This window comes from Novispirillum itersonii subsp. itersonii ATCC 12639 (assembly GCF_000381985.1).
Lineage (GTDB): Bacteria > Pseudomonadota > Alphaproteobacteria > Rhodospirillales > Rhodospirillaceae > Novispirillum > Novispirillum itersonii.
On the sequence record NZ_KB907340.1, the window covers coordinates 136,589 to 159,827 of the forward strand.

A 23,239-nucleotide genomic window follows, 5' to 3' on the forward strand; every position below is an offset into this window, starting at 1 on the left:
GAAGGAAAAGACCTGAAGCAGGCAGGCTCACGCCTAAGAATCAGAAATCCAGATCAGCATAATGCTTGGGCGGCAGTACACCGGGGATCACCTCCCGCAGCAGTGGCCGGAAGCAGGGACGGCTCTTGATCCGAACATACCAGTCCTTGGCGAATGGATGGTCATCCCACGGAACATCCCCGATATAGTCAATCAGTGACAGATGGGCAGCCGCTGTAATATCAGCCAGCGTCATCGCCCCACCGGCCAGCCATTTGCGACGCTCGGTCAGCCAGGTGATATAAGCGAGGTGATTGTGGATGTTGGTACGCCCGACCCGCACCCAGCGGGAATCCGGCGGATCACCACCCAGCATCCGCTTCATCAGCTTTTCACTGACCAGTGGATGGGTAACCTCCTGCTGAAATTTACGGTCAAACCACGCCACCAGACGCCGGGTTTCCGCCCGCTCCGGCACCTGACGCGGCAGCAGCGGCACCTCGGGATAGGCTTCCTCAAGATATTCACAGATCGACTGAGAATCGCACAGCACAAGGCCGTTCGGTTCAATCAGAACCGGAACTTCCCCAGCCGGGTTCAGGGCCAGAAACTGGTCACTGCGATCCCAGTCAGCCTGAAGGTTTTCGGTCACGTCCAGGCGTTTTTCGCCTAGAACCAGCCTGACTTTCCGTGCGAACGGCGACAGCCAGTGATGATACAGAATCCGCATGCGCCCTATTTACCGAATCAGGAAAGTTATTCAACCTTCCTCACCATATGGTCCTTCTGCCCGTCGGACCTGTGTGCTGTGTCACGGATGGCATCATGACCCGCGAAATTCCACAAATCAAACCCTCTGATACCCATCGCCGCACCGTGCGGGCCCTGCTGCGCGCCAGCCGCTGCGGCAGCCTTGCCACCACGCAGGCATCAGGACCGTCAGAAGCGGACGGGGCACCCGGCGGCCCTTACGCCTCACTGGTCACCCACGCCACCCTGCCGGATGCCTCGCCGGTCTTTTTACTCTCAGAACTGGCTGAACACACTCAAAACCTTCTGCGGGATCCCCGGGCAGCCTTTCTGGTCGAACAGGCGTCCGTCCTGCCCAATCCGCAGACCGGTCCGCGCGCGACCCTGACCGGGACCCTGCGACGGGTCAGTGGAGCAGAAGCCGACCGGGCCCGTGCCCGCTTTCTGGCCCGCCACCCCGGCGCGGCCCTTTATGCCGGGTTCGGGGACTTCTCTTTCTGGGTAATGCAGATTGAGCGCATCCATTTTGTCGGCGGATTTGCCCGTGCCGTGTGGATCGAAGACGGCCCGGGTCTGCCCCCTGCCCTGTGCGCCAATCTCGAGGCACGCGCCGGATCGGCCTGCGACCATATGAACACCGATCATGCCGATGCCGTTGCCCTGCTGGCCCGTCATCATCGGGCCGACAACGACGCAACCGATACCCCCACCAGTGTATGGAAACTGCTCGCCCTCGATGCCGACGGCATGGATATCGGCACCGATGCCCTCAGCCTGCGGATCCCGTTCCCGACCCCGCTGTCAGCACCGGATGACCTCCAACCCACTTTGGTGGCGATGCTCCGCGCTCTTCGTGCTGCACCGCAGTAATCCGCCGCTTTGCGGGGATTTTGTATCCAACCCATCCGGGTAGGCGCGGTTTTCCGGTCCGGAATCCCCGGAAAGCGAAACAAGCGGTTGCGGGGCACCCTCCGGGCCTTTATTGTCCCTTTCGGGACTGTCCGGAGGCCATGCCGGACAGGGATCCCAAACAGGCCCAGAGCCAGACACACCCCTTGCCCGTCCGGGCCGGGGGACCGTGCCGCGCTTAAGGAGAGCATTTCAGCGATGCAAGAGGGACCGAAACGGCCCGAGGCTCGTAAAAACAAAAATGCCCCTGACACCCGGTCTATGACCCGGGTGAACCCCCGTTCTGTCCGCTCCGGGGTTGTGACCTGTTGTGTGAAACCCGGATGGCCCGCCGGGCCGGTCCGTGTTTCTTCCCCAAGACTGACCGCCGTTCGCGCCCCTGATGCCCTTACCGCTTTCAAGCCGGAAGGACCGGGCGCGGATCGTCCACTGGAGATCCGTTAAATGACCGCTGCCCCGACGAAGAACGCCAAGCTTCTCGCTTGGGTCGATGAAGTTGCCAAGCTGTGTAAACCAGACAGCGTTTACTGGTGCGATGGCTCCGACGCCGAGTATGACCGCCTGTGTCAGGAAATGGTCGACGCGGGCACGTTCATTCGCCTGAACCCGGAAAAGCGCGCCAACAGCTATCTGTGCCGCTCCGACCCGTCTGACGTCGCCCGTGTTGAAGACCGCACCTTCATCTGCTCGGAAGAGAAGGATGATGCCGGTCCGACCAACAACTGGGTCGATCCGGCGGAAATGCGCAACACCCTGCACAACCTGTTCGACGGCTGCATGAAGGGCCGCACCATGTACGTGGTGCCGTTCTCCATGGGTCCGCTCGGCTCCAACATCGCCCAGATCGGCGTCGAGATCTCTGACAGCGCCTATGTCGCCGTCAACATGAAGATCATGACCCGCATGGGGACCAAGGTGCTGGACGTGCTGGGTGAAAACGGCTCGTTCGTGCCGTGCATCCACTCCGTCGGTGCCCCGCTGGCCGCGGGCCAGAAGGATGTGGCCTGGCCGTGCAACGACACCAAGTACATCGTCCACTTCCCGGAAACCCGGGAAATCTGGTCCTACGGCTCCGGTTACGGCGGCAACGCCCTGCTCGGCAAGAAGTGTCTGGCCCTGCGCATCGCCTCGGTGATGGCCCGCGACGAAGGCTGGCTGGCCGAACACATGCTCATCCTCGGCGTGAAGAACCCGCAGGGTGAAAAGACCTACGTGTCCGCCGCCTTCCCGTCTGCCTGCGGCAAGACCAACTTCGCCATGCTGATTCCGCCGGCCGGCTTTGATGGCTGGGAAGTCACCACCATCGGCGACGACATTGCGTGGATCAAGCCGGACGCCAATGGCCAGCTGCGCGCCATCAACCCGGAAAACGGGCTGTTCGGCGTTGCCCCGGGCACCAACACCAAGTCCAACCCGAACGCGATGGCGACCCTGACCGCCAACTGCATCTTCACCAACGTCGCGCTGACCGACGATGGCGATGTGTGGTGGGAAGGCATGACCGATGAAGCCCCGGCTCATCTGATCGACTGGACCGGCCGTGACTGGACCCCGGACTGCGGTCGCCCGGCTGCCCATCCGAACAGCCGCTTCACCGCCCCGGCCTCGCAGGTGCCGTGCATCGACGCCGAGTGGGAAAACCCGGCTGGCGTGCCGATTTCGGCCTTCCTGTTCGGTGGCCGCGTGTCCAAGAACTTCCCGCTGGTGTTCCAGTCCTTCAACTGGAGCCATGGCGTCTATCTGGCCGCCACCATGGGCTCCGAAGCCACTGCCGCTGCGGTCGGTCAGGCCGCCATGCGCCGTGACCCGATGGCCATGCTGCCGTTCTGCGGCTACAACATGGGCGACTATTGGGATCACTGGCTGAACGTCGGGCGCAAGCTGCCGAATCCGCCGCGCTTCTTCCGCGTCAACTGGTTCCGTAAGGACGAGAACGGCAAGTTCGTGTGGCCGGGCTTCGGCGAAAACATGCGCGCCCTGAAGTGGATCGTCGACCGCGTCCATGGCCGCGCCGCCGCCACCGAAAGCCCGATCGGCTGGATGCCGCATTACTCTGACCTGCACTGGGCCGGTCTTGATTTCCCGCAGGCCAAGTTCGACGAGATCATGAAGATCTACAAGGGCGCGGCGATGGCGGAAGCCATTGATCAGGAAGTCATGTTCAGCAAGTTTGGTGATCGTCTGCCGAAGGAACTGGAACTGCACCGTCAGATGCAGATCGCCCGTCTGGAACGCAGCCCGGAAGTGTGGTCGCTGTCCGAAGCGGCTGAATAATCAGGCAACAGGGAAGGGGGACACCCAACGCCCCCCTTCTCCGTTCCGTCATAAGAAAACCGGGCTGCCCCGTTGCAGCCCGGTTTTCTTATGCTCCAGTCCCTGAACAGTACTTCTCAGAACAGTTTCAGCAGGCGCTCCAGATACTCGCGCTCCTCCTGCGGACGGGACCGGTCACTGGCCCGGCGTCGCAGTTCCTGCAACAGATCCCAGGCTTTTGCCCGCTGGGGTTTATCGGGGATCGCCTGCCCTGCAGGCCCAAGGCTTTCTCCCCCGCGTCCGGTGGGATCTTCAGACAGACCAGTGCCGCCGGGCATCAACAGAAGAGGCATCCCCCCTCCCTGCAGCAGCGACTCCAGCGCCTCTCCCTGCCCCTTTTTCAGGGCAGACAGAGCCTCGGCCTCCGCCTCCATCGCCGCGTCCCAGCGGGCAGTCCGCAACGCCGCCTCGGCCTGCCCCATCGCTACCCCCGCTGCCGTCAGGGATGGGGACTGCGCCGCAGGATCAGGCGACAGCGTTGCTGACAGGGCTCGCAGACGGGCAGCAAGCTGCTGCTGCGATTCCGCTAGCTCCTGCCCACGCCCGGCATATCGGGACGGCGTGTTCTTACGGCGGATCGGCTCATCCTGACGGACGCCAAAGGTTTCCTGCAGCAGCCCTTCCTGCTCGCGCACAATCTGCTTCAGAGCTTCGACTGTCCGCGCCACAGCCTGCATCTGCCCCACATCCGGGGTTGCCGCCTGCAGGCGCGACAGCGCCCGGGAAAGCTGCTCCATCATCTGCTGGGCCGCTTCCGCTGACCCAAGACGGGTCAGCTCCTCCAGAGCCTGTGCCATACGGTCGATGCTGTCAGCAGACAGAGCCAGCCCGGACAGGGCAGGCAACGGAGTGCCATCACTTTCCATCCGGGTGAGCAATTCATTGATATAGGCGCTGGCGGCCTGCCGCACAGCAGCAATTGCCGCCTGTAGCTCAGCGGGCGAGACTTTTGACGCCACCGCATCCGCCAATGCCTGACGGGCCTGCTCCAGAGTCTCCCGCGCCCCACTCAGCCCACCATCTTCGACCCGGATCGCAAGATTCCACAACAGACCGGCAAGACCGCGCCGGTCTGGGGGGCTGATTGCAGCCCCCGCAGCAAAGGCAGTCCGCAGCGCCGCAATCCGCAGGCCAAGAAACAACACCGGATCCTGCCCGAAATCATCCGGCTGGCTGCTTAGATGGGCCAGCCCGATACCGACCGCCGCCAGACCGGTCGGCCCTTCCGTCATCAGCGCCTTCCGCAACAGAATGATCTGCCGGGCCACCGGATGAGTGAAGGCCCGCTCCGGCAGCGTCACCGGGGCCCATTCCGTCACCTCTTCCTGCCCGGCCCCGTCACGCCCCCTGACCCGGACCTGTACCTCCAGACCGGCCCAGGGGTGACCGGACAGCATCAGCGAAAGGGCTGAACGCAAGGCACGCGGCTGCCCGGACAGCGGCAACGGCAGGGCCTCACCCGCTTCGCCCGCCCGCTGCATCTCCAGCAGCAGGGCGGTAAACCCCCAGTCATCATCCCCTTGTAAAGGCAAGAGCAGCGCCCCATCCCCCCCGGAGCGGGCACTCACAGTCGGGGGGGCCGTCCACGCCAAAGACGGCGGCTGATCCGGCAGAACCTTTACCGGCCAGCGTAGCCAGGTTCGCCAGTACGATCCGATCGCAATCTCAGCCACACCCGGAGCAGACAGGACGCCATCCCAACGCACGACACCGGCATCAAGATGCTGCACCGGCACGTCCTGCCCTGCCATCTGCAGGCTTAGACTCCCCCCGGAGCGAACCAGCATCTGCACCGCCGTTCCCGCCGGGATCACGGCAAACAGATCCTGCCATGCCTTGACGGCCTCCTCTTCGCCCACCCCCGGCCTCTGCACTGTCAGGCTACGGGTCAAAGGGGGCAGGCCGGTGTATGACGGCGGCGTCAGCCAGACATCCAGCGTCACCGGATCTCCCGACACATTCAGGGCCGGTGCCATCCCTTCGGTGATTCGCCGCAGGGGATCATGCCAGCCCGCCACCAACGCCACCACAAGCGCCAGCACAGGTATCACCCGTAACCCGAGCGGGTCCCGGACGGCAATCTGTGGATCGGGGAATGACAGCGACAGAGACGCCACCTGTCTGCGGGCAGCCACCTTATGCGCAACCCACAACGCTTCCGTCAGAGGGTCTCCACCCTGACTGAGCCGGTCAAAGCTGGCTGTCAGCGGCCGGTGCCGAGCCCGGCCTTCCCATCGCCGGATGGCATCGATCTGGCCCGGCCAGCACAGTCGCTGCCCCATCCGCCAGACGGCACCCAGCAGCAGACCAGCCGCTACAAGCAGTAGAGTCAGATGAATCCATCCCGGCAGCAGCGGCAGCCATCCCGACAGTAAGACCGCCAACCCCATCACCAACATCGCCCGGACCGCCCAGCTTTCCAGCCAGAAGCGCTCAAGTGCGATCAAAAGTTGCAGGACTGGCAGGCGGCGGGACAACGACTCGCGGGGCGGCACCGTTTGTCCCGGGTCGGCTCCGGCATCCGTCATCATACCGGACGGATCTGGCGGCATCTCCGGTACTGTCATGACAAATCCCGCACGGCCATCACTGCTGCCGGAAAGTCTACCGCAGGGACATCACTGGCGGGAGACTCTTTTCCGCCATCCGATGGTTTCCCCGGTCCCGCGATCAAATCCGGTTACGCAGCTTTGTTTCCGCAACCAGAGATGTTACCCTTACGGAACCCGGCTGAAACCGATCCCCCTGCCCCGTTCGCCATGGATAAAGCCGCTGAAGTCGCGCCACAAGGTTGGAATGCGACACACTTTCTCTTGTCATCTTGAAATTTTGTTACAGAAATATCGGTTTATTTATCCATAAATTTCATTACACTGACTCTCATGACGCCGAAAGAGCGCTGTCAGGCCTTCGCGGTCTGGCCCTGCCGTGGGCTCCAGCCTGCCGGGATAATTATCAGTACAGATCCATTCATATGCAAAATTTTTGATGCAAGGGGAGTTCAAGAATGTCTGAAGGTCGTGTGGCGGTTGTGACCGGTGGAACCCGTGGGATTGGCCGTGCCATCTCCGAAGCCCTGAAGAACAAGGGCTACAAGGTGGCGGCCACCTATGCCGGTAACGATGACGCCGCCAAAAAGTTCAGCGAAGAAACCGGTATTGCTGCCTACAAGTTCGATGTCGCTGATTTTGCCGCCTGCGAAGCCGCAGTGAAAAAGATCAACGAAGAGCTGGGGCCGGTTGACGTGCTCGTCAACAATGCCGGGATCACCCGCGACACCACCATTCACCGGATGGATTACCAGAAGTGGGACGAGGTGATTCAGACCAATCTGACCTCCTGCTTCAACATGTGCCGGTGCGTGATCGATTCCATGCGGGACCGTAACTTCGGTCGCATCGTCAACATCGGCTCCATCAACGGGCAGGCCGGTCAGTACGGTCAGGTCAACTACGCCGCCGCCAAATCGGGGATTCACGGTTTCACCAAGGCTCTGGCCCAGGAAGGGGCCAGCAAGGGCATCACCGTCAATGCCATCGCCCCCGGCTATGTCGATACCGATATGGTCCGCGCCGTCCCCCCGAACGTGCTGGAAAAGATCATCGCTAAGATTCCGCGCGGCCGCCTCGGCAAGGCTGACGACATTGCCCGCGGCGTGCTGTTCCTGGTCGCTGACGATGCCGACTTCATCACCGGCTCGACCCTGTCGATCAACGGCGGTCAGCATATGTATTAAGACCCGGCCCGGTCCCGGGGGAGACGGAGTGTTTTCAGCGACAGGCGATCCCTGCTTCTGCTGATGCTCCCTCCCGCCCCCCGGTGGCAGACCAAGCCAACAGATGCCTTTAAGACCGGCTTTCCGACAGGATGGCCGGTCCTTTTTTCGGCACATCCTGTTTTGGCACACCGGACTGGTTATCCCAGCCGGACCTCGTACTCACAATGCTCATGCCCGGCGACATTGCACTTGGTCTCGCGCACACGGACACTTTTGCCAGTCACTTTTGCAACCGCCCCTTCAAGAATCGCCCCTTCCAGATCACAGACCGATGTCCCGCTGGCCGGAAGGCCGTCACAGAAACAGTCTTCAACCACCACCCGGATCAGGGTTTCGTCCTGATGCACCACTTTCGGCATACCGATTTTAAGGTCGACAAAGATCTTAAGGATATCGTCGAGGGATCTTACCGGCAGGCTGTCACCAATCTTGCGGCCAACCGTGAGGGTGGTGGCTTTGCCCCCCATTGGCAGCCCCTGATGCAACCCGATCAGCCGGATGGTGCGGAAAAGCTCCAGCGGCACATCGCCCCCCAGCGTCTTCCGGTCAATTTTGCGCATATCGTCAAAGGTAAACGCGGTCATTCTGCCAATTCCTTGTCACATCGGGCGGTCATATCTACCCGCCACTTTGGAATGGCTGAAAATCGCAAATTTCAGGTCCGCCGCCCTTGATGGCCGACAAGGACAGTCAACTATAGGCCATTCTCCTGCGTGCGATGCCGGTTGCTGGTCACCAGACGCTCACACAGCATCCGCGACAGATTGAACAGCAACTTTGACGCCATCGTCGGCGAGGTCCGCATCAGGCGGCGCAGGAAGTTCTGACTAAGAGCCAGAACACGGGCATCAGAAACCGCAAGCACATCAGCGGACCGGGTCGTATCGGCCAAAAAGGCAATCTCGCCAAACACCTGCCCGGTATCCAGCACCGCCAGAGGGGCCTCCTGCCCCGGCAACCGGACCTCCACCAGACCGGACAACACCACGAATACCTCTTTCCCCACCGTCCCGGTGGTGATGATGCGATCCCCCCGGCGACAGTCGAGAACTGTCCCGCTCCGGAACAGGCGCTTCTGCTCGTCTTCATCCAGATCGGTCAGGATTGAAGCCTGCCCGGCAGCGCTGTTCCAGACTTTTTCTGTCAGGAAGCGCCAGTAAAGATCCTCATCCTCGACCCAGTCACGGACCACCGATTTCACCGGGAACGTCTGGCGCAGCCATTCCGCCACCGGGCCGCCATCCCCGGCGTTACGGTGATGGCGCAGAATCCGCAGCAGGGGGGAGCGGATCGCCTCCAGATGTTCGGTATCCCGCAGCACCAGCACCAACGGCACCTGATACCCAATCACCGGATCAACCACGTTGGTGGTAAACCGGCGGTAGCCCAGATGCTCATACAGATCGACCAGACCTGGGGCACAGGTGCAGAAATCAAACTGGGTGCCCCGGTTGAGGCCATCGCCATAGGCGCAGGCCACCAGAGCATTCAGGGCCGGGGTTCCGCGCAGGCCCGGGGCAACCATCAGGCGGGCACTGAAGGACAGCTCCTCCGGCCTGAAGGCCCGGAACCGCTGAAAATCCGGCATCTGAGCAAAGCGGGCCGGGATGCCGTTCTCACCGGACAGAACACGCAGGGTGCCGGCAATTTTTCCGGTTGAACGGGCAATGTAAAGGCGGGCCTCCGCATCCTCGACATCCCGCAGCAGACCGTTGGCATGGTCAGCCTCCACCATTCCAAGCTTTCCCATCTCGCGGACGTAGATGTCGTAGCGGAAGCGGAAGATCTCATCCCGCTCGGCGGCATTCACCGCTTCGGTCACGGTCAGGGACAGGGAGGAGGACAGACTGTCAGACATATCGGGGGAGCCAGAAACAGCGGGAGGGGGAAGAAAACATCATTACCCTGAACCGAAAAAAGGGCCACCGAGAAACATCATGGGCAAACAAATCTGCCCCCATAAAGCGCAACAGGGCCCCAGTCCGGGGCCCTGCGCGAAGCATTAAGATGCAAAAAGCTAAGCCTTCGCCTCTTGCGGTGCCGGGATCATTCGCGGCTCTGACCGAAGAAGCGCAGCAGCATCAGGAACAGGTTGATGAAATCGAGGTACAGAGTCAGCGCACCCATGATCGCCTTCTTGGAGGCAACATCGGCACCATCAGCCTCAAAATACATTTCCTTGATCTTCTGGGTGTCATAGGCGGTCAGACCGGCAAACACCAGCACACCCACCGCAGACAGGATCCAGTCCATCATGCTGCTCTGCAGGAAGATGTTGACCACGCTGGCGATCAGCATCCCGATCAGGCCCATCATCAGGAAGGAGCCCAGACCATCCAGACTGCGCTTGGTGGTATAGCCGTACAGGCTGAGACCGGCAAACGCGGCAGAGGTGATGAAGAACACCCGGACGATGGAGGTGTCGGTATAGGTCAGGAAGATGGTGGACAGCCACACACCGTTCAGACCGGCATACAGCCAGAACAGAGCCTGCGCCGTCGCCGCCTGCATCTTGGCAACCCGGAAGGACAGGAAGAACACCATGCCCAGCGAGGCAAACAGGGCAACCCACATCAGCAGACCCGGCTGGGTCTTGCCATTGGCGGCAACGGTGTAAAACACCTTGCTCAGGCCGGTGTTGGCGACCAGCCACGAGACGATACCGGTCAGCAGCACGCCCGAGGCCATGTAGTTGTAGACCCGCAGCATATACGCGCGCAGGCCTTCATCAATCTGAACCGCTTCGGCGGCCGAACGCGCCTGGGTCCAGGTGGAACGGTCTTCGAAAGCCATAGTGTCCTCTCTGTTTTCGCGAAAGAGCGATGGTGTGATTCAATATGGCATGAAATTCACGCTCTGCAATGGGGCAGACAAAAGAATCTGCCTGCCCCGGCGGCATGCCGTCAGACCACCAACAGTTTGCACGTGGGCGGAAAACGATTATTCCGCCCGCAGGACCCGGCCCGCCTTCTCCGACAGCGCCCGCAGGGTACCCAGTGCCCCCCCGGTCAGGGTCAGGACAATACAGGCCAGACTGACTGTCGCCGTCAGGCCGGGCATCGATTCCCACGGCAGTTTCATCACTCTGGTGACAATCACCCATGCCGCCCCGGTCCCGACGGCAGCCGCCAGCAGGGCGGTCGCCCCACCGATCAGCCCATATTCCAGCAGCCACGCCCGGGCCAACAGCATGCGGGGGGCCCCGAGGACCTTCAGAACCACCGCATCATAGACCCGGCGACGGTGCCCGGCGGCAATCGCGGACGCCAGCACCAGAACCCCGGCCAGAACCGTCAGCGCCGTGGTCACCCAGACAGCCTGTGCCGCCGCCCCCATCACCTGCTCCACAGCCTGCAATGCCTGCCGGACCGGAATGGCCGACACATTGCGCAGAGCCTTCCCCACAGCCCTCTCCACCGCCAGCTCGTCTGCGGGCGGGGCCGCCACCGTCGCAATCCAGGTCCGGGGGGCGCCTTTCAGGGCATCAGGAGAAATAATGAAAGCAAAATTCAAGGACAGCGACGACCAGTCAACCTGACGCAGGTTGGCCACCGTGGCGGTAATATCCCGCCCCAGCACATTCAGGGTGATGCGGTCACCGACGGTCACCCCCAACCCCTTGGCCAGATCAGCGGTCACGGAAACCATCGGCGGGCCAGCGTGGTCCGCCGCCCACCATGCGCCATCCACAATGACCGCATCAGCCGGGGCCTGTGCCGCTGAGGTCAGGGCCCGTTCCCCACGGACGGCCCATTCCGATTCTTTACTGACACTCTCTGCCGTCACCGGCTGATCTTTCAGCCGTACGACACGGCCCCGGGTCATATCCGCCGCCCCCAGAACCTGTGCCTGCGGTACGGAGGCGACCGCCTGCCGGAACGTCTCCAGCTGGCGCGGCTGAATGTCGATAAAGTAATAGGCCGGGGCCGTTTCCGGCAGGCGCTCCTGCACCTGTCGGGTCAGATTGGCCTGAATCAGCACTGACGCCACCAGCACCGAAACACCGAGCCCCAGCGACAGCACCACCGGGGCCGTCGAGGCCCCCGGACGGTAAAGATTGGTCAGGGCCAGCCGCAGCACCGGCCGGTTCCGAACCACCACTCCTTTGGTGACAGAGCGCCGCGCCAGACCCATCACCAACGCGGCCATCCCGCGAAACACCCCAACCGCCAGCACAGCAGCCACCACAAACCCGGCAGCAATATCCTTCCGGTCTGCTGTCAGAACCGTCACCGCCACCAGCGCCAGAACCGCCAACAGAATCCCGATGGCAAACCGCCCTCGGGGCCAGCCCGACGCCGGGGCCAGTAAAGACCGGAATAACGCTGTCGCCGGCACGCGGTATGCCTGCGCCAGTGGCCACAGCCCGAACACCAGCGTCACCAGAATGCCAAAAGCCCCGGCAGTGATCAGCGGCAAGGGGTAAAGCCCGAGTGCCATCTGAGTCGGCAGCAGATCAGCCAGCACCGTCCCTAACCCCCACGGCAGAACCGCCCCCGCCAGCAGACCGATACCGATACCAATCGATGCCAGAGTCAGGATCTGTAGCAGACTGATCCGGAACACCAGAGACCCCGATGCCCCAAGGGTTTTAAAGATCGCCACCGTCTGACGGCGGCTGTCCATGAATGCCGTCACCGCATTGGCCACACCAACCCCGCCGCTGAGCAGCGCGGTCAGACCGACCAAGGTCAGGAACAGCGTGATATTCCCCAGAAACCGATCAAGTCCGGGGGCTGCAGCATCCACCCCGCGCAGATCCCACCCAGCTTCAGGGAAGCGGGCATTGAGATCCGCAATCAAGGCTGGCACAGCCGAGCCGTCCTCGATCCGCAGCTTGGTGACATTGCGGATCAGCGCCCCCGGCAAATCAAGGCCGGAGGCCTCAATGGTGCCGGGACCAACCAGAAGACGCGGGCCAAAGGCCATCACGGACGCCACCCGGTCAGGCTCCTTCACCAGAACGGCACGGATCAGCACCCGCGCCTCCCCCACCATCACCTCGCTGCCAGCCTCAACCCCAAGGCGGTCCAGAAGGCCTTTTTCGGCAACCGCGCCTGTCAGAACACTGCCGTCAGCCCGGGTTTCCGTCCGCAGGGCTTCGGCCAGCGACAACGGCGGGTCCAGCTGCACCGTGCCATACAACGGGTAAGTTGCCGGATCGACCGCCTTCAGTTCGCTGAACGCCCGCTGCTCGACATCCCCGGCGCCACTGCGAACCGTGGTTCGGAATTCCCGCAGGTCAGTCAGGCGACCATGACGGCTCAGGGCCTCGCGCTGTGCGTTATCCAGCACCCGGTAGGTCATGCGGATATCAATGTCGCCCCCCAGCAGAACAGTGGCATCGCGGGTCATCCCCGCCTCCACTGCCGCCCGCAGGGACCCTGCGGCGGCAATCGCAAAGACGCCCAGCGCCAGACAGGCAATCAGCACCCACAGACCGCGCAGATTGGCAGCCAGACCGCCACGCAGGTCACGCCATGCAAGGCGCCATGCAAGGCCCCAGCCCGGCGGCTGGAGAACGGGGGACGGAACGGGGTGCGGAACGGGGTGCGGCGACGGTGTCATCAGGTTTCCAGCGTGCGGTGGCAGAGATATCCGGTAAACAGCAGCCCGCCGAAAAACCGCTCAGGCGGGGTAAATCCAGCCTCCGTCAGCAAGGCGGAAAACCGGGACTCCGGGACGAAATGAATATCGCGCTCGATATGGCGCAGGCCTTTTTCGATTTCCTGCCGGTCAATACCGGCCTCTTCCTGCCAGTGGGTCCAGGCTGTCAGAAGGTGCCGGAACCGCGGGCTGCCCGGATCTTCCGCCATATCAGCGATCACCAGCGGAGCCCCCGGCCGCAGGCGGCGGGCCATGGACTGCAACAGGGCCAGCTTACTGCCATCATCAGGCAGAAAATGCAGCACCAGCAGACAGGTGGCGGCATCAAACGGGGCCTGCGGCGGCAGACTGTCGGTAATCCCGACATGCAGGCTGACCTGCTGATCAAGACCGGCTTCTTCCAGCCGGGTCCGGGCCACGGCGAGCATCCCTTCCGCCGGATCACAGGCCACCAGATGCCAGCCGGGATTCCGGCGGGCCATCACATCCAGTTCGGTTCCGGTCCCCGCCCCGGTCACCAACACCCGGGCAGCGGCCCCGGCCCCGGCGGTCTCCAGCATCACCGCCGACAGAGCATGCAGGGTGTCATACCCCGGCAGCACCCGGCGGATGGTCTCGTCGTAGCGGCGGGCGCGGTCAGCATGAAAGGTATCGCGGCGCGGGGCGGTGGTGTCAGCAGTCATGCGGGCAATCCTGAGGGGACGGAAGGGACGCCGCTCATCACCGCCGGGGCAACAGCCGCCGGATCCGGAACAATCCGGCCATCCTGTACCCGGACCACCCGGTCACAGCGGGCCGCCAGCGCCGGATCGTGGGTGATCAGCACCAGCGTCGATCCGGCTGCCGCCCGACGGTCGAACAGCAGATCCATGATCGCCGTACCGGTTGTGCCGTCAAGATTTCCTGTCGGCTCATCCGCCAGCAGCAGGGCCGGACGGGGGGCAAAGGCCCGGGCCAGCGCCACCCGCTGCTGTTCCCCGCCGGACAGATGCGGCGGATAGTGGTGCAGCCGGTGCCCCAGACCGACCGACCGCAGCTCGGCCTCAGCCCGGTCGAAGGAATCCCGGTGCCCGGCCAGCTCCAGCGGCACTGCAACGTTTTCCAGCGCGGTCATGGTCGGGATCAGATGAAACGACTGGAACACCACCCCGACATGGTCACGCCGGAACACCGCCAGCGCATCTTCCCCCATCACAGTAAAATCCGCGCCACAGACGCGGACCTGCCCGGCGGTGGCCTGCTCCAGACCCGCCATCACCATCAGCAGCGTACTTTTGCCCGACCCGGAAGGACCGATAATCCCCACTGCCTCGCCGGTCCGGACCGTCAGGTCAACGCCCCGGAGAATATCGACCGTACCGGAAACACCGCTCAGGGTCACTTCCACCGCCGCCATCTCGACCCTATAGTCAGGGGCCGGAGACACCTGTGTCACCCGGTTGGTCATTGGAAAGGAAAGATCAGACATGACGCTCCTGCGGCCCTGGCAGTGGCCTTCTCGGATTACGGAACGCCTGCGGCGGCAGGCTCTGTGGGCATATGCGGCGGCTTTCGCCATTGTCAATGTACTGATCTTCTGTCTTCCCGGCGCACAGGCGCAATCTGCCGGGGGGGCGACCGCCACGGGAAAACCGTCACCGACCCTTAAAATTCTGGCCCTCGGCGACAGTCTGACCGCAGGCTATAATCTGCCCAACGGCCAGTCCGTGCCTGATCATCTGGCCCGCCTTCTGGCAACCTCCCCGGTGATCCGTGACAACCATTTGACCGTCGCAATGACCAACGGGGGCCTCTCCGGCGATACCTCTGCCGGGGGGCTGGCCCGGCTGGACTGGATGCTGACGGACCGGCCGGATCTGGTGATCATTGAACTCGGGGCCAACGACGCCCTGCGCGGTCTGTCGCCGGACGATACCCGACTGAACCTGATCGCCATCATCCAGACGCTGCAGGATGCCAAAATCGGCATTCTCCTGACTGGCATGCTGGCCCCGCCCAACGTCTATTCCAAAGACGATATGACCGAGTTCAACGGCATTTACCCCGAACTGGCGGCTGAGTTCGGGGTGCAGCTTTACCCCTTCTTTCTGGAGGGAGTGGCCGGAAATCCGGCCCTGCTGCAGAAGGATGGCATGCACCCGACAGAAAAAGGCACCGAGGAAATCGCCCGCCGCCTGCTGCCGGATGTCGAAAAGGCCGTACAGGACGTGATCGACCAGCGCGGCAAGTCCTGATGCCATGGTGCGCCTGTTCCTTGGTCTGGCCCTGCCTGCCCCGTTACGCGACCGGATCGCCACCGTCCTGAACGGACTCCCGGAGGCCCGCTGGATCCATCCAGCGGATGCCCATATCACCCTGCGCTTCATCGGCGAGGTACAGGAAGACGTGGCGGATGATCTTGACGGCCTGTTGCGCCAGTCCCGTTTGCCCGGCGGCCCCCTGACCCTGCATGGCTTCGGGGCGTTCGGAAACCGACGCGGGGTCCGGGCGCTGTATATCGCCGTTCTCCCGACCCCGGCCCTTCTCGCCCTGCATGACCGCTGCGAAACGATCTGCCAGCAGGCAGGGCTGCCCGCCAGCCAGGAACGCTATCATCCTCATGTGACGCTGGCCCGGTTTTCGCCCCCGGCATCCGGCCGTGTGGAGCAGGTGGTGGCCGCCAATACCGACTGGCCCGGCGGGACCTTCCTGCCCACTCACCTGACCCTGTTCAGCAGCCACCTTGGCCGCTCTGGCCCGCTTTACGAGGAAGTCGCCGCGTATCCCCTCACCCTCTCTCCTTAAATCGGCTCCCGCGGATCAGGAAAACGGACAAACAGGGTAAAATCGTCTTCGAGGTAGTCCTCCCGACGCCAGACGGTGCCGCCACGATCGGCGACCTCAGCCTCCAGCCAGCGCTGCCAGCGGTCCGGGTTGGCATAATACATCGGGCGCTCCGTCCGCCGCCGCTGATGGAGCAGGTTAAAAGCCATGCCTTTCCGGCACTGTGACAGAAAATGGCGGAGGGACTCTTCCACATAGGGTTCCCAGATACTGTCCGCCGTTCCGTCACTGAAATTATAGGTCCCGGAGACAAAGCCGTAATCGGCGGGTTCTTCAGCCGTCGCCGACACCACGAAACGGGCCCGCAGACCATCCCCCGGGTAGGTGCGGCGGGCCGTCTGAATCATGTCCGGTGTAATGTCGTAGCCGGTATAATGAGAAATCAGCGGAGCTGAGCGCTCTTTCAGCAGCCCCCACAGCGCCCCCCAGCCACAGCCAAGATCATGGACTGTCACCGGTGCTGCCGGATCAGCCGCGTCCAGCAGATCACAGAGCACCGACAGGCGCAGCATCTGCACTTCCGCCGTTGACCACCCCACCCCCAGCGAGGTGGCCCCACGGGCCCGGACCGCCGCCCCATAACTGTGGGCGATCAGATCAACCTCCAGCGGAAGATCAGGCACCGGGAGCGGATCACGGGACTCCTTCATCAGCAGACCATCAGGAAGACGCAGCGGCGGACGCAGCCGCCACCTGCGGATAGCGCTGCCGGAGATAGTTCAGCAGTCCGGCGCAACCGTTTTCAATCAGATCGAGAACGTATTCAAAGCCGGTTTCCCCACCATAGTAAGGGTCTGGCACATCAAGCATCGGCGGATTGTCGAGATAACTCAGAAACAGCGTCACCACTCCCGGCGGCTGTTCCGCCGGAACCATCCGCTGCAGAGCGGTCAGATGCCCCTGATCCATGGCAATGATCAGATCAAACCGCCGGAAGTCGGCCAGTTCGACTTTTCTGGCCCGCAGTTCCGCCAGCTCCACCCCGCGCCGCCGGGCCGCCGCCTGTGACCGCCGGTCAGGCGGTTCGCCCACGTGCCACGCCCCGGTCCCGGCGGAGTCGGTCTCAATCACACCCGACAGACCCTCCCGCTCCACCAGCGCCCGGAAGAACCCTTCTGCCGAAGGTGACCGGCAGATATTCCCGGTGCAGACAAACAAAACCCGGACCGGCTGGTCCGCTCCGGCGGCTGTCGCCCCGGATGAAGGAAAAGAGTCAGTCGCAGGCACTGTAAACCCCGGCGTTGTGATCTGATGCCATGGTCCCATGAGAGGCTGTGTCGGAAAACCCCTTTTCTTCAGATATCATGCTCCTCTGTCTGCAAAACAATGAAGGCCTCCCCCCATGACCGCCGCAGCCCCACCGTCGATCGTCATCCTGACCGGAGCCGGAATATCCCGCGAGTCCGGCCTCGACACCTTTCGCTGTGCAGGCGGGATCTGGTCACAGGTCCGGCTGGAAGATGTCGCGACACCGGATGGTTTCCGGCGTGATCCTGCCCGGGTCCATGCGTTTTACAATGCCCGGCGGGCACAGCTGGCCGATCCGGCAGTACAGCCCAATCCCGCCCATCAGGCGCTGGCCCGGTTGGAGCAGGAGTATCCCGGCGAGGTGCTGCTGGTAACCCAGAATATTGATGACCTGCATCAGCGGGCGGGCTCACAGGCCATTATCCCAATGCATGGAGAACTGCGGAAAATACGCTGCGACGCCTGCGCAACGGTTCTGCCGTGGGATCAGGACTGCTCACCCCAAAGCCTCTGTCCGGCCTGTGGCAACGGCGGATCCCTGCGGCCACATGTGGTGTGGTTCGGTGAAATGCCGCTGGAGATGGACCGGATCTATGCCGCGCTGGATGACTGCGGACTGTTTCTGTCGATCGGCACGTCCGGCACTGTCTATCCGGCAGCCGGGTTTGTCTCCCACCTGTCAGATATCGGTCTGGCTCATACGGTGGAACTGAATCTGACCCCCAGCGACGGGGCAGGACTGTTCGATGACGGCCTTTATGGTCCGGCGGGCGAACAGGTCCCCGCGCTGGTCGACCGGATTCTGCGCGGGGATATTCCGGGATGGTAATGCCCGCCGACCCTGCAGCAGAAACCACAGAATCCGTCAAAACCGCAGCCCGCGCCTGTACGGTCTGCACCGGGGTGCTGCCGCTGGGGCCCCGCCCGGTTCTGCGCGGCAACGCCTCTGCCCGATTGCTGATCGTCGGACAGGCACCGGGGACGAAGGTCCACGCCAGCGGGATCCCGTGGGATGATGCCTCCGGGGCGCGGCTGCGTCAGTGGCTGGGCCTGCCGCCGGATCTCTTCTATGACGAGGACTGTGTCGCCATCGTTCCGATGGGGCTGTGTTATCCCGGTGCCAACCCGAAAGGCGGGGACAACCCGCCGCGCCCTGACTGCGCCCCGCTGTGGCAGGCCCGGATGCGGGCCGCGCTGCCTGCTATTCAGCTGACCCTGCTGATCGGACAGTATGCCCAGCACTGGTGGCTGGGAAACCGCCGCCAGCCGACCATGACCGCCACGGTCGCCCACTGGCTGACCTACGGACCCGCCTTCTTTCCGCTGCCGCATCCAAGCTGGCGCAACACCGCCTGGCTGAAAAAGAACCCGTGGTTTGAAGAGCTGGCCCTGCCGGCTCTGCGTCAACAGGTGAGGGGGGCTATACATTCTGTCATGACCTCATGACAAAAAGGCGGCATCGGCAGGCCGGCTGCCGTCTGGACGGCACCTGCGGGAACCGGCTACGCTCCCCCTCCTTGTCTCAGCGTCCGCCGTGAGTGATCCCCATGCTGCATCTCAACAGCCGCCCCGATCTTCTGACCGACTATCCGTTCGCCCGTCTGAACACCCTGCTGGAGGGGATCACCCCCGGTCAGGATCCGCTGATCTGCTCCATTGGTGAACCGCAACATCCGGTCCCGGCGCTGGTCGCCCCGGCGCTGGCCGCCGCCAATGCCCTGTGGAGCAAGTATCCGCCGGTCAACGGCACCCCCGAATACCGGGCGACGCTGGCCCGCTGGCTGACCAACCGCTATACCCTGCCCGACGGCATGATCGAGGCCGACCGTCACCTGCTTCCGGTCTCCGGCTCCCGCGAAGGGCTGTACATGATCCACGAGATCATTGTGCCGGAGCTGAAGAACGGCAAGCGCCCGACCGCGATCATGCCGAACCCGTTCTATCAGGTGTACTATGCCGGGGCCCTGATGGCCGGGGCCGAACCGGTGCTGGTCGATGCCACCGAGGAAACCGGGTTCCTGCCCGATTTCGACAGCCTGCCGGAAGAAACTCTGGCCCGCGCCGCCGTCGTCACCCTGTGCTCTCCGGCCAACCCACAGGGCGCCGTAGCGACACTGGATCAGTGGAAACATATGATCGAGCTGGCCCGGAAGCATGATTTCGTACTGATCGCCGATGAATGCTATTCCGAAATCTACTCCGACACCCCGCCGCCGGGGGCGCTGGAAGCCTGCCGTGACCTCGGCGGTTCGCTGAAGAACGTGCTGGTCTTCAACTCCCTGTCGAAACGGTCGAGCGTGCCCGGCCTGCGGTCCGGTTTCGTTGCCGGGGACCCGGACCTGATTGCCCGCTTTGCCAAGCTGCGCTCCTACGCCTGCGCCGGGATGCCGCTGCCGGTCGTTGCCGCCGCCACCGCACTGTGGGGGGATGAGGCCCACGCCATCGAAAACCGCACCCTGTATCAACAGAAGCTGGATCTGGCGCAGGACCTGCTCGGCCCCCGCTTCGGCGCGGTCAAACCGGCAGGCGGCTTCTTCCTGTGGCTGAAGACCGGGGACGGTGAACAGGCCACCCGCCGCCTGTGGCAGGACGCGGGCGTCAAAGTGCTGCCGGGGGCCTATCTGGCTCAGGCCAGCGCCGATGGCAGCAACTGCGCCACCGATTACATCCGCGTGGCGCTGGTGCACGACCTCGAGACCACCCGCAAGATCCTGACCCGGATCGCCGCAGCGGTGTGATAACCGGCACCTGAAGCATAAACGGCGGGACCTGCGCGGGTCCCGCCGTTTTTCATTACCTGTCCGGTCCCGTCACCAGCGGCGGCGGCGGGCGGCCTCCTCCTCCACCCGCAGACCACGGCGCGGTGGGGGCTCGTCTCCCCCCATGCCGTGGTCATCCAGCGCCCCGATTCTGGCAAAGGCCCGCAACCGCGCCTGAACCCGACGGTTGACGCTGCCGCTGGTCCACTGGCCGTCCTCCTCCTGCTCACCGGCAGCGACCCCGGTCAACAGGGTGATCCCTTCATCAATGTGCCGGACCGGCCAGATATGGAACGCCCCATCGGCACAGGCTTCCACCACGTCATCGCGCAGCATCAGATGGGCAACGTTCGAGGCCGGGATCAGAACGCCCTGCTCTCCGGTCAGTCCCCGGCTGACGCATAGATCAAAGAAGCCCTCAATCTTTTCGTTCACCCCACCGATCGCCTGTACCCGCCCAAACTGATCGACCGACCCCGTAACGGCCAGAGACTGCCGGATCGGGACCTCGGCCAGAGCCGACAGCAGGGCATACAGTTCCGTCGAGGAGGCGGAGTCCCCATCCACCATCCCATAAGACTGTTCGAAGGTCAGCGTCGCGGTCAGCCGCAGCGGCTCCATGGTGCCGAAGCGGTGAGCGAGAAATGAGGACAGGATCAATACGCCTTTGGAATGGGTCGGCCCGCCCAGATCGACCTGACGCTCAATATCGATCACCTCACCGCGCCCGGCCCGGACCCGGGCAGAAATCCGGCTGGGCTTGCCAAAGGCATTCGGTCCGACCTCCAGTACCGCCAGCCCATTGATTTCGCCGATTGCCTCACCATCGGTCTCAATGCGGATGATGTCACGCGTGATCTCATCCTGAATGGCCGCCGGAATGCGCCCGAACCGCCGCCGCCGCCCGTCAATGGCCTGCGCCACATGATCGGCGTTGATCAGATCCTGCCGGGCGCCACGGGCGAAATGATCGGCCTCACGGATCAGGTCGGCCAGATCCCCCATATGGGTGGTCAGCCGCTCCGCATCCTCGGCCAAACGCGAGCCGTATTCGACGATCTTCGCCGCCGCCAGACGCCCCAGAGGAAGCGTACCCTTCTGGCGGGCCATTTCGGCCAGAACCAAAGCGAAATCGCGGACCGTCTCCGGGGTACGGTCAATGTGGGTGTTGAAATCCGCCACCACCTTGAACAGACCGCTGAAGTCGGGGTCATATTCCGACAGCAGATAGAAAGTCATCGGCTCGCCGATCAGAACCACCTTCACCTGCAACGGGATCGGTTCCGGCTCCATCGCCTGCGTTGACCACATCCCCCACGAGCCACCGGGCACCTCTATCCGGATCTCCCCCTTCCGCAGGGCCCGCTTGAGATCATCATACGCGAACGAATTCTGCAGCAGCTTGCGGGCCTCCAGCATCAGGAAGCCGCCGTTGGCCCGGTGCAGGGCCCCGGCCTTGATCAGATGGAAATCGGTGATCAAGGCCCCCAGCTGCTGACGGTATTCAATCCGCCCCAGCAGGGCAGGCTGGGTCGGGTGATCCTCCATCACCACCGGGGCAACCGTTGCACCGTCGTGATCAATCAGCACATTGACCCGATACCGCCGGAACCGCGCCTCATCACCGACCTTGCGCAGATAGGGCGGGACCCCGTCCTGCTGATCCTGCTCCTGCGGATCAGTGAGAAACAGGCTCGCATTGTCCTTCAGGTCAGCATGCACCTGATCGAGGTATTCCAGCACCTGCGGGCAGTCCGCGTAGATCTCCTTACGCTCGGCAATTTCCAGCTTCACCACCCGGTCGGCGGTGTCGGCATCCAGAGCCCGGATTTTTTCCCGCTTCTCCCGCTCCCACTGTGGGGCCTCCCGCAGGGCTTCCTCCAACCCCTTCTGAAGCTCCCCCATCGCCTCCTTCAGGCGCTGCTGTTCCTCCTCCGGAAGCTTATGGAAGTCATCCGGCGTCAGCACCTCTCCCTCTTTTTCCGGGGCCAGCGCCAGCCCCATCGGGGTGCGGACCAGCGCGATGCCTTTGGCCTCAGCCCGCCCGCGATGCTCTTCCAGAGCCTGTTCCTGCCGCTGCTTAATAGCCTCTTCCAATGCCTTGCGCTGCTGACGGTACTCATCGGCCTCAAAGGCGGCAGGCAGAGAATGACGCAGCTCTTCAACCAGAGCGTCCATATCGCGGGCGAACTGGCGGGCCCGGCCCGCTGGCAGGGTCAGGGCCCGCGGACGGTAGGAGTCCGAGAAGTTATAGACATAAACCCAATCCTGCGGCACCGGCAGGGCGGCGGCGGCCTCCGCCAGATAGCGCCTGACCAGACTGGACTTTCCCGTCCCCTCCGGCCCCATGCAGAACAGGTTATAGCCCGGCCCGTTCATTCCCAGAGCAAACCGGACCGCCTCAATCGCCCGCTCCTGCCCGATTGGCCGGTCAAAGGGCGGGGCCTCGGACGAACGCTCATAGGGCACCAGAGCCGGATCAACCCGGCGGGCCAGAAGGTCGGTCGGTAACGGGGCGGGGCAAAGCGGCTGGGTCATCGGCGGCACCTGCGGAGCATAGGCGGACAGAGCAAAGAGCAACGGTCAGGCAATACTGGTCTCAATCCGATCCATATCGTCATCGGACAGACCGAAGTGGTGACCAATTTCATGGATGATCACATGGCGGACCAGATGCCCGAGATCCTCGCCGGTCTCACACCAGTAATCGAGGATCGGGCGACGATAGAGGAAGATCATGTCCGGCTGGGTGGAAACCGTCCCCACGCTTTTTTCCGCCAGCGAAATACCGTGATACAGACCCAGCAGATCAAACGGGGTTTCAAGCCCCATCTCCCGCTCCACCTCCGCATCGGGGAAATCCTCGACCTGCACCACCAGCTGGGTGACGTGATCGGCAATTTCAGCCGGCAGGGTCAAAATCGCATCCCGGGCGATCATATCGATATCGGCCAGAGACGGGGCGACAGTAAAAGACGGGGCTGAAGACACGCGAAACTCCCTGAGCGGCAGACAGATCAGGCGGTGCGGGACAGGCCCCACCCGATCCCCCCGTTGCAGCCACGGGGCGGAT

The 23,239-nt window shown here is 63.3% G+C and carries 20 protein-coding genes; 8 read left to right on the plus strand and 12 right to left on the minus strand.

From position 1 onward, the window contains the following. Positions 1-40: 40 nt before the first annotated feature. Positions 41-709: an FtsZ-binding protein FzlA gene (gene fzlA / locus G365_RS0107865; RefSeq protein WP_019644965.1), complete on the minus strand. Its 669-nt coding sequence runs from the start codon at positions 707-709 to the stop codon at positions 41-43. A gap of 95 nt (positions 710-804) precedes the next feature. Between fzlA and G365_RS20755 the strand changes: the two genes are divergently transcribed. Together G365_RS20755 and G365_RS0107875 are read left to right on the plus strand one after the other, a co-directional pair. Next, the gene (locus tag G365_RS20755; protein WP_245554716.1) at positions 805-1,599 is read left to right on the plus strand and encodes a HugZ family pyridoxamine 5'-phosphate oxidase; all 795 of its coding nucleotides are present in this window, start codon (positions 805-807) and stop codon (positions 1,597-1,599) included. A 483-nt stretch (positions 1,600-2,082) separates the two neighbouring features. Beyond that, a complete protein-coding gene (locus G365_RS0107875; RefSeq protein ID WP_019644967.1) occupies positions 2,083-3,912 on the plus strand; it encodes a phosphoenolpyruvate carboxykinase (GTP) in 1,830 nt (609 codons plus the stop codon). 116 nt (positions 3,913-4,028) lie between these two features. Here the strand turns inward: G365_RS0107875 and G365_RS0107880 are convergent, their stop codons facing one another. After that, a complete protein-coding gene (locus G365_RS0107880; RefSeq protein ID WP_081628486.1) occupies positions 4,029-6,518 on the minus strand; it encodes a DUF4175 family protein in 2,490 nt (829 codons plus the stop codon). Positions 6,519-6,958: 440 nt separating this feature from the next. On the opposite strand from G365_RS0107880, the gene phbB reads away from it, so the two are divergent. Continuing rightward, the gene (gene phbB, locus G365_RS0107885) at positions 6,959-7,687 is read left to right on the plus strand and encodes an acetoacetyl-CoA reductase (RefSeq protein WP_019644969.1); all 729 of its coding nucleotides are present in this window, start codon (positions 6,959-6,961) and stop codon (positions 7,685-7,687) included. Positions 7,688-7,866: 179 nt separating this feature from the next. Here phbB and G365_RS0107890 read toward each other — a convergent pair whose 3' ends face one another. The 6 genes from G365_RS0107890 to G365_RS0107915 all read right to left on the minus strand — a co-directional run bounded on the left by G365_RS0107890 (position 7,867) and on the right by G365_RS0107915 (position 14,804). Further along, the gene (locus G365_RS0107890; protein ID WP_019644970.1) at positions 7,867-8,313 is read right to left on the minus strand and encodes a V4R domain-containing protein; all 447 of its coding nucleotides are present in this window, start codon (positions 8,311-8,313) and stop codon (positions 7,867-7,869) included. A gap of 110 nt (positions 8,314-8,423) precedes the next feature. Continuing rightward, positions 8,424-9,587, minus strand: coding sequence for a cyclic nucleotide-binding domain-containing protein (locus G365_RS0107895; protein WP_019644971.1), 1,164 nt, complete (start codon positions 9,585-9,587; stop codon positions 8,424-8,426). 188 nt (positions 9,588-9,775) lie between these two features. Further along, positions 9,776-10,522 (minus strand): Bax inhibitor-1/YccA family protein, encoded by a 747-nt coding sequence (locus G365_RS0107900; RefSeq protein ID WP_019644972.1) that lies wholly within the window; start codon positions 10,520-10,522, stop codon positions 9,776-9,778. Positions 10,523-10,669: 147 nt separating this feature from the next. Next, positions 10,670-13,297, minus strand: coding sequence for an ABC transporter permease (locus G365_RS0107905; RefSeq protein WP_019644973.1), 2,628 nt, complete (start codon positions 13,295-13,297; stop codon positions 10,670-10,672). Next, positions 13,297-14,019 (minus strand): class I SAM-dependent methyltransferase, encoded by a 723-nt coding sequence (locus G365_RS0107910; protein ID WP_019644974.1) that lies wholly within the window; start codon positions 14,017-14,019, stop codon positions 13,297-13,299. The genes G365_RS0107905 and G365_RS0107910 overlap by 1 nt, the downstream gene beginning before the upstream one ends. Then, positions 14,016-14,804 carry an ABC transporter ATP-binding protein gene (locus G365_RS0107915; RefSeq protein WP_019644975.1) on the minus strand — a complete coding sequence of 263 codons (789 nt, stop codon included), beginning with the start codon at positions 14,802-14,804 and terminating at the stop codon, positions 14,016-14,018. The genes G365_RS0107910 and G365_RS0107915 overlap by 4 nt, the downstream gene beginning before the upstream one ends. On the opposite strand from G365_RS0107915, the gene G365_RS0107920 reads away from it, so the two are divergent. Both G365_RS0107920 and thpR read left to right on the plus strand, forming a co-directional pair. Next, positions 14,803-15,570, plus strand: a complete 768-nt coding sequence (locus G365_RS0107920) for an arylesterase (protein WP_019644976.1) — start codon at positions 14,803-14,805, stop codon at positions 15,568-15,570. The genes G365_RS0107915 and G365_RS0107920 overlap by 2 nt on opposite strands. Positions 15,571-15,574: 4 nt before the next feature. Next, on the plus strand, positions 15,575-16,120 hold the full coding sequence (thpR, locus tag G365_RS20760; RefSeq protein ID WP_019644977.1) for an RNA 2',3'-cyclic phosphodiesterase: 546 nt from the start codon (positions 15,575-15,577) through the stop codon (positions 16,118-16,120). On the opposite strand, the gene G365_RS22815 is transcribed toward thpR, so the two are convergent. After that, positions 16,117-16,809 carry a class I SAM-dependent methyltransferase gene (locus tag G365_RS22815; protein ID WP_019644978.1) on the minus strand — a complete coding sequence of 231 codons (693 nt, stop codon included), beginning with the start codon at positions 16,807-16,809 and terminating at the stop codon, positions 16,117-16,119. The genes thpR and G365_RS22815 overlap by 4 nt on opposite strands. Before the next feature lie 10 nt (positions 16,810-16,819). Further along, a complete protein-coding gene (locus G365_RS0107935) occupies positions 16,820-17,317 on the minus strand; it encodes a low molecular weight protein-tyrosine-phosphatase (RefSeq protein ID WP_019644979.1) in 498 nt (165 codons plus the stop codon). 184 nt (positions 17,318-17,501) lie between these two features. Between G365_RS0107935 and G365_RS0107940 the strand changes: the two genes are divergently transcribed. From G365_RS0107940 to G365_RS0107950, 3 genes are all read left to right on the plus strand, one after another. Then, a complete protein-coding gene (locus tag G365_RS0107940; protein WP_019644980.1) occupies positions 17,502-18,236 on the plus strand; it encodes an NAD-dependent deacylase in 735 nt (244 codons plus the stop codon). Beyond that, positions 18,236-18,853, plus strand: coding sequence for a uracil-DNA glycosylase family protein (locus tag G365_RS0107945; protein ID WP_019644981.1), 618 nt, complete (start codon positions 18,236-18,238; stop codon positions 18,851-18,853). The genes G365_RS0107940 and G365_RS0107945 overlap by 1 nt, the downstream gene beginning before the upstream one ends. 101 nt (positions 18,854-18,954) lie before the next feature. Continuing rightward, on the plus strand, positions 18,955-20,145 hold the full coding sequence (locus G365_RS0107950) for an aminotransferase class I/II-fold pyridoxal phosphate-dependent enzyme (RefSeq protein WP_019644982.1): 1,191 nt from the start codon (positions 18,955-18,957) through the stop codon (positions 20,143-20,145). 72 nt (positions 20,146-20,217) lie between these two features. Here the strand turns inward: G365_RS0107950 and G365_RS0107955 are convergent, their stop codons facing one another. Together G365_RS0107955 and G365_RS0107960 are read right to left on the minus strand one after the other, a co-directional pair. Then, on the minus strand, positions 20,218-22,704 hold the full coding sequence (locus tag G365_RS0107955) for a Lon protease family protein (protein ID WP_155976189.1): 2,487 nt from the start codon (positions 22,702-22,704) through the stop codon (positions 20,218-20,220). Positions 22,705-22,749: 45 nt separating this feature from the next. Next, a complete protein-coding gene (locus G365_RS0107960; RefSeq protein ID WP_019644984.1) occupies positions 22,750-23,157 on the minus strand; it encodes a metallopeptidase family protein in 408 nt (135 codons plus the stop codon). Positions 23,158-23,239 lie beyond the last annotated feature (82 nt).

Bases quoted from the DNA above. Each gene is read 5' to 3' on its own strand.
- G365_RS0107915 (WP_019644975.1), bottom strand. From the start codon at position 14,804: ATGTCTGATCTTTCCTTTCCAATGACCAACCGGGTGACACAGGTGTCT.
- fzlA (WP_019644965.1), bottom strand. From the start codon at position 709: ATGCGGATTCTGTATCATCACTGGCTGTCGCCGTTCGCACGGAAAGTC.
- G365_RS0107875 (WP_019644967.1), top strand. From the start codon at position 2,083: ATGACCGCTGCCCCGACGAAGAACGCCAAGCTTCTCGCTTGGGTCGAT.
- phbB (WP_019644969.1), top strand. From the start codon at position 6,959: ATGTCTGAAGGTCGTGTGGCGGTTGTGACCGGTGGAACCCGTGGGATT.
- G365_RS0107890 (WP_019644970.1), bottom strand. From the start codon at position 8,313: ATGACCGCGTTTACCTTTGACGATATGCGCAAAATTGACCGGAAGACG.
- G365_RS0107955 (WP_155976189.1), bottom strand. From the start codon at position 22,704: ATGACCCAGCCGCTTTGCCCCGCCCCGTTACCGACCGACCTTCTGGCC.
- G365_RS0107905 (WP_019644973.1), bottom strand. From the start codon at position 13,297: ATGACACCGTCGCCGCACCCCGTTCCGCACCCCGTTCCGTCCCCCGTT.
- G365_RS0107900 (WP_019644972.1), bottom strand. From the start codon at position 10,522: ATGGCTTTCGAAGACCGTTCCACCTGGACCCAGGCGCGTTCGGCCGCC.
- G365_RS0107920 (WP_019644976.1), top strand. From the start codon at position 14,803: ATGACGCTCCTGCGGCCCTGGCAGTGGCCTTCTCGGATTACGGAACGC.
- G365_RS0107940 (WP_019644980.1), top strand. From the start codon at position 17,502: ATGACCGCCGCAGCCCCACCGTCGATCGTCATCCTGACCGGAGCCGGA.
- G365_RS22815 (WP_019644978.1), bottom strand. From the start codon at position 16,809: ATGAAGGAGTCCCGTGATCCGCTCCCGGTGCCTGATCTTCCGCTGGAG.
- G365_RS0107895 (WP_019644971.1), bottom strand. From the start codon at position 9,587: ATGTCTGACAGTCTGTCCTCCTCCCTGTCCCTGACCGTGACCGAAGCG.
- G365_RS20755 (WP_245554716.1), top strand. From the start codon at position 805: ATGACCCGCGAAATTCCACAAATCAAACCCTCTGATACCCATCGCCGC.
- G365_RS0107945 (WP_019644981.1), top strand. From the start codon at position 18,236: ATGCCCGCCGACCCTGCAGCAGAAACCACAGAATCCGTCAAAACCGCA.
- G365_RS0107910 (WP_019644974.1), bottom strand. From the start codon at position 14,019: ATGACTGCTGACACCACCGCCCCGCGCCGCGATACCTTTCATGCTGAC.
- thpR (WP_019644977.1), top strand. From the start codon at position 15,575: ATGGTGCGCCTGTTCCTTGGTCTGGCCCTGCCTGCCCCGTTACGCGAC.
- G365_RS0107950 (WP_019644982.1), top strand. From the start codon at position 18,955: ATGCTGCATCTCAACAGCCGCCCCGATCTTCTGACCGACTATCCGTTC.
- G365_RS0107880 (WP_081628486.1), bottom strand. From the start codon at position 6,518: ATGACAGTACCGGAGATGCCGCCAGATCCGTCCGGTATGATGACGGAT.